Source organism: Yersinia nurmii (assembly GCF_001112925.1).
Classification (GTDB): domain Bacteria; phylum Pseudomonadota; class Gammaproteobacteria; order Enterobacterales; family Enterobacteriaceae; genus Yersinia; species Yersinia nurmii.
The window spans coordinates 1-9,442 of sequence record NZ_CPYD01000022.1 but is presented as its reverse complement, the minus strand read 5'-3'; the positions used below and the strand labels follow the sequence as shown (position 1 = coordinate 9,442).

Below are 9,442 nucleotides of genomic sequence, written 5' to 3'. Positions count from 1 at the left end.
TGTGAAGATCAACCACCTGCAGTTTATGAAAGTGCCTGGTTCATGAGGCACGGAACCGTCTAGGAAACTCGGGTCTATTCAAGCTTCATAATTTGTGTCGTGTACAATAGGAACGAGCAGATCACGAGCCAGGAGTGCCGAAAGCTCTTTGTCTGCAATGCCTTCTCCTGCAAGACGCTTCAACAACGCAGGGGTCACCAGCACAATTCCTACTCGCGACTTCGCTAGGCCCTTATCTATTTCGCGTAGCAATGTTGCTCCGAGGAGGACATCCTTTTCACTGAACCAAACCGATACACCGCGAGATTCTAGCTGGTCATGCAGTTCTTTGGCTGCACCTTTGCGGTCGTCCCATGCATGGCAAAGAAAGACATCTCGAAGATCAGGTACGGCTGCTCGTTTCTCGACGTTTTCTCGGACTGGCGTGAGCGTTCTCACCTCGGCAGGAGTGTACACTGCGGATGAGCCAGTTCGCGACCAGCCTGGTTTACTGCTGCTGCTAGATCCGCCGTCGCTACCAGATCCACTGACACTATTCCCTGAAGAGGGATAGGAAGGAACCGAATATGAAGAGTACGAGCGATAGCCTCCGTAACGGCTACTGCATGCGGGGCAAGCTGCAGCTCCGCTCGCTGTACGGTGTCCATTTCTTGGTGCTGTGCATCTAGCCATGTACTTATCCTTCTTAGAAAGTGGTTTGAATAGTCTGTCCTGCATGCCTTTGATTAAATGACCATTTCTGATAAAACCTGGTTTAATATCCAGCATGGTTGAATATACAGATAAATAACCATTCGATCAACGCTGTTATTTTTCTGAACAGTTAGCCTTTTAAAATCTACTTCGCCATCAGTGTGATATTGAATCAGGTGGTAGTGGTTGCTGTGCGTTGGTTGATTTTGAGACATACCACTTGAATTACAGAGAATTATTGATATTCACTGTTTTCATCACATTGCTGCGAGTAGTAAAGTCTAAACATAAATTAGCGCTTTGATAAGTTGAGCACATGAGATTCCATCCCGAAGGACCTGCCATACCGGACATCCTCTTAGAACGCTGTGATACAGGTAGAGTTGTATTTCTATGTGGCGCCGGGGTTTCGTTACCTTCAGGGATGCCAACCTTTGTAGACCTCACTCAATACGTAATTGAATACTTTGATCCACCACACGACTCAGAAATCATGGCTGCATTTCGCCCGTGGCTTCACGACCAATCTTCGGCAAATGTCCCTCTCGACCAAATTTTCAACTTGCTACATCTTGAATATGGCAAGGATGAAGTTAATGCCCTGGTCACAAAGCGTCTGAGTGCTTCCTGGACTGACAGAGAGGTTGGGCATGAGCATGCCCTAATTAAACGCATTTCCTCAAATCAGAGTGGAATTCCGCAGATTGTCACGACGAACTTTGATCGACTTTTCGAGGTTAACCAAGGGCAAGATAACCTGACCCGATATGTGCCGCCAGCTTTCTCAGATCTGAATTTCGGTTCGACAATTGAGGGAATTACGTATCTTCACGGTCGTCTGGTCGATGCAAATGCTACAAGCCATCCTTATGTGCTGAGCAGTGCAGACTTTGGACGAGCTTACCTTTCAGAAGGATGGGCGACCAACTTTATTAAGCTTCTTCTGGAACGATACATCGTTGTTTTGGTCGGTTACCAGGCGGAAGACCCGCCAGTTAAATACCTCCTTCAAGGTCTCAATCATGATGGCCAGTATGATCGTTCTAGACTTTATGCATTTGATTGTGGGCTTGCTGAGGAGATCGAAGCCAAATGGCGTGACAGAGGTGTTACTGCAATAGCCTACCCCGATCATCCGGTCCTCTGGAAGAGTATGGAAGCATGGGCTGAACGAGCAGATGATCCGCGTCGGTGGCGAGCTTCTATGATCGCTAAAAGCCAGCAAGACCCGAAGATTATGGCACCCTATGAACGTGGTCAAGTTGCTCACATACTTCGTACAGCACAAGGTGCGAGATTGTTCTCTGAAGCTATTCCCCGTCCTCATCCAGAATGGCTTTGTGTGATGGATGCGAATATTCGATCAGTCAAACAGAAGAAAAGATATAACGAGTTTGCTGATAACGATGCAGAGACCTTCGATCCGCAAGAAGCTTATGGACTCGATGACGATCTGCAAGATATCTCTGACGATGAACGTAAACGTGGAGTGAGTAACGATAATCTCCTTGAATGGCATGATGAAGACGATAATCCGGCAGATTACCATCGTTTTGCTGGAGGATTTGGGTCTGCCCCGAGAAGGCTAGGTCATCTCATGACTTGGTTTAGCGAATCCCTCGATAGCCCGGTAATGGCCTGGTGGGCTATGCGAAAAAGTTGCCTTCATCCGCTTCTACTGCAAAAGATTGAGCATCACATTGAGTTTTCAGTATCGACCCACAAGCGTGCTCGTCATCTGTGGGGTTTAATCCTCGAACATCATAAAGACTCCCGTAATCGTAGATATGACGTCGACTGGTATGACTTAAAAGCTCGAATTAATACCCAGGGCTGGACTACAGGTGTACTACGAGAGTTTCGTAAGGTCATGACACCACGGTTGGAAATGAAATCGCCATATGGCTTGGGAGAATTCAGACCGCCAAGTGGCTCATGGAAGGAGATCCAACTCAGCGAATTAGGTCAATTCGAAGTTGTGTTCACTGATAGACATGACGACGATTTAGACATACCTGACAATGTATTGCTGCGGGTATTTAGTGCCCTAGAAGAGCAATTACTCACGGCATCAGGATTGCTGGAGGATATTGAGACTTTCTACTTCCCAAGCCCAAGCTGTTATCCAGTGCGTGCAGTGGAAGGAGAAGAACACTTCGCGAAAGGTGCTGATGTACTGACATGGTTTGTCCCACTTTTTGATCGAGTAGCTGGGAAGTGGCCTGAATTGGCTAATGCTCATGTAACAACATGGCCAGTAACGGAGCCATTTTTCTTCCGAAAACTTAGACTTTATGCTTTCAGTAAAACAAGCGTCTTTGGGGCTGATCGTGTTGCCGAAGAAGTTTTGTCTTTGGAGCAAAATGGATTCTGGGACACAAATGTTACTCGAGAGCTTCTTTTTTTGCTGACAGATCGATGGGAAGAATTCTCACAGGACAATCAGAATCGAATTATCGATCGCATTCTGACTGGTCCCTATCAATTGCCTTATTTATCTGAGGAAGAACTCCCGAAAGAAAGAGAGGTATTAACTGCTAAATACGCTCGCTATCTTGAACTACACGGTTGTGAACTGACCACTATTCATAGTGATCGACTCACTGCGATAATTAATAGAATTCCTGACTGGAATGATAGCTGGGCCACATCTGTTGTCATCAGTTGGGGTTCCCGGTCGGGCTGGGTTCGTACAGACGAAAAACCAGATGTAATCTTAGATCTTCCTGCAAACGAGATAATCCCAAAAGTAAAAGATGTGCTTAAACGAGAGGATGACAGCTTTACTAGCAGGCAACCCTTTGTCGGACTGATAAAAGAAAATCCACGTAAGGCATTGTCTGCGCTCACTATTTCAGGGAAAATCGGTGATTATCCTAAGGAATTTTGGTCGCCAATGATAAGTGAGCTACCTGCAGATCTTAAACCAAGGTTGAGACGAGTATTCCTGAACCGAATTGCGCGGCTACCAGTTACAGCTTTAGTCGAACTACGACATACATTAAGTAGTTGGCTTGAACAAAATTTAGTTGCGACTCTTAAATTTGATGATGATCTCGGCTGGGCAGTTTACGATCATGTCATAGAAGGCATACTGAGTGGTGGGGCTAATGCCACGCAAAGCGGTTTCGGAGAAGTCATCCGGAATGGAGAGGTTGTGATACAGTCCCGACGCACATTCAGCCATGCAATCAATGGTCCAGTTGGTAAGTGTACTCGAGCACTTTATCAAGCAATACCAGGAGAAGAAGCTGAAGCTGGTTCGCTTATTCCGTGTTCTATTAAGTCTCGTATTGAACGTCTCTTTACAGCTCCTGGAGAAGGTGCAGACCACGCTATAGCTATAACGGCTAGCAATCTAAACTGGCTAATGCTTGTTGATCCTAGTTGGACAAAGGAACGATTGATACCGATTTTGGATTTTAAGCACACGGCTGCAGAACCAGCATGGAATGGTTATCTTCATAGTGATGCTATGCCTTCAATTGCAGTAGCGGAGCTTATCAAGCCTTGTTTTCTTAACCTTATACCTTGGATCAAAAATCTTTCTTGGGAGAAAGATTTTTCAGTTCGAGCCTCGCAATGGCTTGGTTTAATGAGAATGTTCCATCCTGATGAACCTTCCAGCCCTTCTGGAAATGAAATGCGTTCCATTTTGCGATCAATATCTGACGAGGTGAGAAATCGTTTTATTTCTTGGTTGGGACTGGTTGGGCAGAAAAACGAGAGCGGCTGGGCTAATTACGTGATTCCATTAATCAGAGAGGATTGGCCCAAAGAACGCCAATATAGGACAACAGGTTCGGTGAAGGCGTGGATTGGTCTACTTGACGATACTTACGATAACTTTCCGGTGGTCTATGATGCAGTAAAAACACTCTTGGTGCCAATAGAGACATTTGATCACCAGTTCTACCGTTTCACTCGAGAGTTTGGTGGTAAAAAGCCAATTACCATGCTTTTTCCATCAGCGACTCTTGATCTAATGGATAGAATAACCCCACAGAGGCTCACCCGACCTCCAGATGAGTTACAGAAGATACTTGGCCTAATTGAAGAGACAGAACCAAGCCTAATCAAGGATTCGCGGTACTTACGGCTTATTGAGCTTGTTGAGAAAAATTAGGGGGGTCTTAAAAACAGAGCACAGCATTGGGGTGTATGCGAGTAAACCCATCGTAGCCACATGGTTTTTGAGACTTTCTATTATAAACAATAAGAATTTAATAACTCTCTTAAGGGGGGGGGGAAATGCGCATTATTGATCTGAATGTGAATGGGGCTGAACGTTTCGATAATATCGATAGAGTACTGCAGAGCGAGGCTTTCAAACAGCTTGACTCTATAATTCTGGCTCAGATAAATGGTCTTGAAAATCCAAGCTTCAAACCACCAACTGGCGAAGAACTAAGCTATTCTCGTCCGCACAATAGTATCCTGATAGAAGGTGGCCGTGGTAGTGGCAAGACTACATTTCTTCTAAACGCGTTGCACTATCTTCACGATCAATCACGAGGTTCCTCTCTGTACTGGTTCGACGGAATGTCGTCTAAATTGCAAGTTTTACCGCCCATAGATCCTACTCTAATTGAAACTAAAGAACATATTATAATCGTTATCATCTCGTTAATTGATGCTGCGCTTGATGATTTCAAAAATAATCCTGATTTAGACCGTACAGCAGTAAACGAATCACGTAGAAAGATGGCTGAGGGGCTCGGGCTGCTTGACGGTATTGGAAAATCCAAGCCGTATGGAGATGAATGGGAGGATCCTGAGTGGATTATGAGTCGAGGTCTTCGGAAGGCGCGTAACGGGAAATCATTTGAGATCAAGTTTCAGATGTACATTTACGAAGCCCTAAAAATATTAGATAAGAAAGCATTTGTTCTGGCATTCGACGATGTGGACACAAATTTTCAGCATGGGCGTACGATTCTCGAAACAATACGGAAATATCTGACATCGCCGCAACTTGTTTTGTTAATTTCCGGAGACCTCGAACTCTATGGGCGGCTGGTCAGGCGGAATATCTATGACACTTTCGGTAAGAACATCATGGATTATGATCCGGAGGTCATTGGCAAGGAAAAAACAGGCATCTCCTCTGCGGTGCAGGAGCTAGAGGAGCAATATCTTTTGAAGGTTGTACCCCCACAGAACCGGATTTCTATGATGCCATTGGGAGAGATCATTCAGGTTGACCCTTCCAATGAGATAATGGTTGTTCCGTTCGGCATGACAGAGCAAATACCACTACGAGAGTGGGCAAGCCAAAATATACGTCGGCAATTACTTGAGTTACATTTCTTGCAAGGGGAACGCTCTCCTTATCATCCCTTCTTAGAGCTTATCTCCCGAGAACATTTGCGGTTGGTGATTGGATACCTTCGTGCAATTGGAAATCAAGATCCCGTGCTTGCTCGTCGAGGAGTCTTTTCTGTCTTCGAAACTCGGCTCCGTCTTTCCGGTGTAGATTCATTACAATTAGCGCATACAACTCATAATAGTGCCCTATTACTTTTGTTTCGTTGGCTTGTAAAACAGGATAAACCAACATCACTGGCTCGCTTAGGAGTACCCAGTGATGCTGACAAAGCAATCATACTTCACTGCTTTGCATTGGCCATATCTAAAGAGCTAAAAGGTTCACCAGCTAAGTGCCTGAGAACTTTACTTACTTTAAATTTTCCAATTTCAATGATGCAGCGCACCATATACGCGAAGCTGGAGGTGCGCAAAGCGATTCTTGAGTTCATCTGGGATGATGCAAGTCCGAACCTTATTGAAGTAGCAGGTCGCATCGGCTCTATCGCTCGTCTCGACACTAACGAACGTTCGAACAGCATTGGCTATTTAGAGGCCAGTTGTTTTGGTTCGGTTGGCACGAAAAGAAAAGAGGATCGAGCGGAAATTCTGCAAAGAATGTTCGAAGTACCGAAGAGTACAAAATCGAGCGATGTAGGGACAGTAAGTGAATTGCAAAATGCAATGGGAGAAGGAGCTGATGAGTTATCTGCTAAGGCTTGGATTACAACATTATCGAATAATACCCAAATAGCTGGAATGGCTGCACAGAAAGGGGTCATCTGGTTCCCTATTGATGATCTTGCAGGTCGCTGTGGTGAATTCAAGGCAGTACTCGACTTGGTTACATACGAAAGGTATAGCAGCCGTGGTGAACGATTTAGATCTGTCTCAGCTATTTCGCTCTTGGCGGCAATTTCAACAATACTAGACGATGAAGAGAATCGCAGCCTAAACGAGTTGGTGCTAACTTCGATAATTCCAGCATTCCTCCCGAATACTGATGATATTCCAACTTTAGGCCAGTCCGAGATGGAGGGGGATGATTCGTCCTCCAGTATTAATGACACTGAAGGCGCTGAATCGCTTGAAACCGAAGCTCAATCCAACTTTCCGGCCTTTGAAGAGCGAATGAAAGCTTGGAAACGTTTTTCCTTACAATTCTCTGGTGGTACTGAGCAGTCTCACGCGAAAACTGCAGAAGTCTCTGCATCTGAGCTAGCTCGTATTGCTGAACGCATGCATGATCAGCTGGTTTCATTGGATGAGGAAGTGAGCCTCATATGGAAGACTGGGCATATTCTACATCGCCAAATTACAAATATTTTACATGCCCTGCTTGTTAGTACGTCAGGCAGTCTTGGTCGGATGGACTCGCCGAAGTCGTCGGATCGTCCATTGGTAGAAGCACTGAGGCGTGCCTCAGCAAACAAGGCCACATCTTTCCATCCTATCGCCGCGATTGTCCTTTCATGTCCCTTAGTCTGGGCTTTCCTGAACCCGAAAGAGGCATATAAAGCAAGCGGTACTAACACTGACATACTGCGTAATGAGGTGTTAGCGGCACTAAATGTATTCCAAGAAAATTATGGTACAGAGGAAGCGTGTTTCGATCCTGCATGGCTAAGTCCACCAGAGATATCTGTTGCTGTTGGTCGCTTAAATATTGCTAATCTACGTTCTGTTAAGCAAGAAGGCTTCTTTGATCTACTTAATGTCGTTCCTCGATATTATCCTAAGTCTGGTTCTGCAAAATGATTGGGGATACTACAGAAGATAAATTTCAGATTCGTGCACAGGTAGCGCTTGTAAAAGCGATTACCTCCAATCTTGATCTGCTTTCTCATCTCGAAATAGGATTGACAGATAGTTCGGCGGACCTACACCTTAAGATGCTCTATGGTAATTCTGAAGGTCGATCCTCAATCGTAAACACCTATGCCACCGGTCGGTTTCTGCAGTTTCGTAAATTGTTCCCCTCTCTGACTGATGAAGCGCTTGAACATAAGATTGCTTGGAGTTTGACTGGTGCAAACCAACAACTATCGGAGCAAGAAAGGAAAAACCTGGATGATCCTTCACGTTGTCTTGTGCTTTTACTTACTCGCCTTGCGGGGACTTTTCTATGCGGGGCAAATGATGGCTCGTTGCGCGTAAAGTCGCGCTTTCTAGACGAATGGCAGGACCTTATTCTCGTCATTCCGCCAATGCTAGTTTCTGCTGCCTGGATAGCTGCCCAGCCGAACATACAGAGGAAAACTGTCTCAGAACGCAGAAATTTTCAACGGAAAGTACAGAACTGGCTTTGCGACAGCACGTTGCCTGTAGACGATGATCCACTGCTCGACCAACTCTGTAGAGTAGAGGGATTAGATGAAACTCATATGCATCTCAACGGAACCACAGAGGCTGAGAAAATCTGGATAGATGCTCTTAGAAAAACGTCTAAGGTGGTAGGAGCAATCAGCGGAGTTATCAAGCGCGAAGATGGGATTCATGCTGCGATTGGAAACGGTGTCAACCGACTCTTGCGTCAGGAAGAGTCCACACTAACACCAAAACTCCTGAAAGAGAGGGTTGAGAAAGCCGTTGTACTAAAGTCCTTCTTGCTTGAGGCCTGTAGCCAAACTGGAGTTCATATTGTTCCAAAGGATCTTAGCCTGGAAGAACGATATGCTGTCGCTGTCCGAAGCAGACCTGCGGAGAAAGGGTTATCAGTGATTACTTCCGAAGCGCTGCAATTGGTTGATATCATTACTAATCTGAGCGACAGTCATGGTGGTGGTATTCAAGGAATTGCTTTCCTCTGGTACACACTTATCCGTGCCCAATTCTGTAGGCTTTTGGTTCAGCAGGTCGGCCAAACGGGCTTTGATCAATTCCAGTACATCACCTTCAACGAGTTGAGAGAAACAACCGAGAAGGACTTTGCTGAACGTTTCCGACAGATCGATCGTGGAACTCAGCAACCGGTGGACTTTCTAGAGGGCCGTTTTGCACCTAAGACTACGCCAGATGGAAATGCATACAGACTAATGCAGATCCTGCGAGGTTATCTCAAGTTCTTAGATGAAGAACCGAGCGGTAAATCGCGTGGTGATGTAAGTATCCCGCTTAAACGGCCCATTCACTTTTAGAGATCTTCCGACATACTGATGATGTCACCTGAGGAGATCCTTATGCGCAAGATCCGATTTACCGAGCACCAGATCATCGCCGTACTGAAGTCCGTCGAAGCGGGTAGGACCGTCAAAAATGTGTGCCGCGAGGCTGCTATTTCCGAAGCCAGCTATTACAATTGGAAGCCGCTGATATCAAAAAAATCAAAGATCTAGAAGACGAAAATCGCCGTCTGAAGCAGATGTTTGCCGACCTGAGTCTGGAATGCCGTGCGCTGAAAGACGTCATCGAAAAAAAGCTTTAAAACCAGCGATAAAGCGTG

At 45.6% G+C, this 9,442-nt stretch carries 4 protein-coding genes and 1 pseudogene; 4 read left to right on the top strand and 1 reads right to left on the bottom strand.

The window, feature by feature from the left end; all coding sequences use genetic code 11:
* Positions 1–78: 78 nt before the first annotated feature.
* A complete protein-coding gene (locus AD970_RS20385) occupies positions 79–456 on the bottom strand; it encodes a toll/interleukin-1 receptor domain-containing protein (protein WP_268872544.1) in 378 nt (125 codons plus the stop codon).
* 553 nt (positions 457–1,009) lie between these two features.
* Between AD970_RS20385 and AD970_RS18070 the strand changes: the two genes are divergently transcribed.
* From AD970_RS18070 to AD970_RS18055, 4 genes and pseudogenes are all read left to right on the top strand, one after another.
* On the top strand, positions 1,010–4,819 hold the full coding sequence (locus AD970_RS18070) for an SIR2 family protein (RefSeq protein WP_049602336.1): 3,810 nt from the start codon (positions 1,010–1,012) through the stop codon (positions 4,817–4,819).
* A 125-nt stretch (positions 4,820–4,944) separates the two neighbouring features.
* The gene (locus AD970_RS18065) at positions 4,945–7,758 is read left to right on the top strand and encodes a hypothetical protein (protein ID WP_049602335.1); all 2,814 of its coding nucleotides are present in this window, start codon (positions 4,945–4,947) and stop codon (positions 7,756–7,758) included.
* Positions 7,755–9,137: a hypothetical protein gene (locus AD970_RS18060; protein WP_049602334.1), complete on the top strand. Its 1,383-nt coding sequence runs from the start codon at positions 7,755–7,757 to the stop codon at positions 9,135–9,137. The genes AD970_RS18065 and AD970_RS18060 overlap by 4 nt, the downstream gene beginning before the upstream one ends.
* 42 nt (positions 9,138–9,179) lie before the next feature.
* Positions 9,180–9,442 (top strand): annotated as a pseudogene (locus AD970_RS18055) (transposase); the annotation flags it as partial.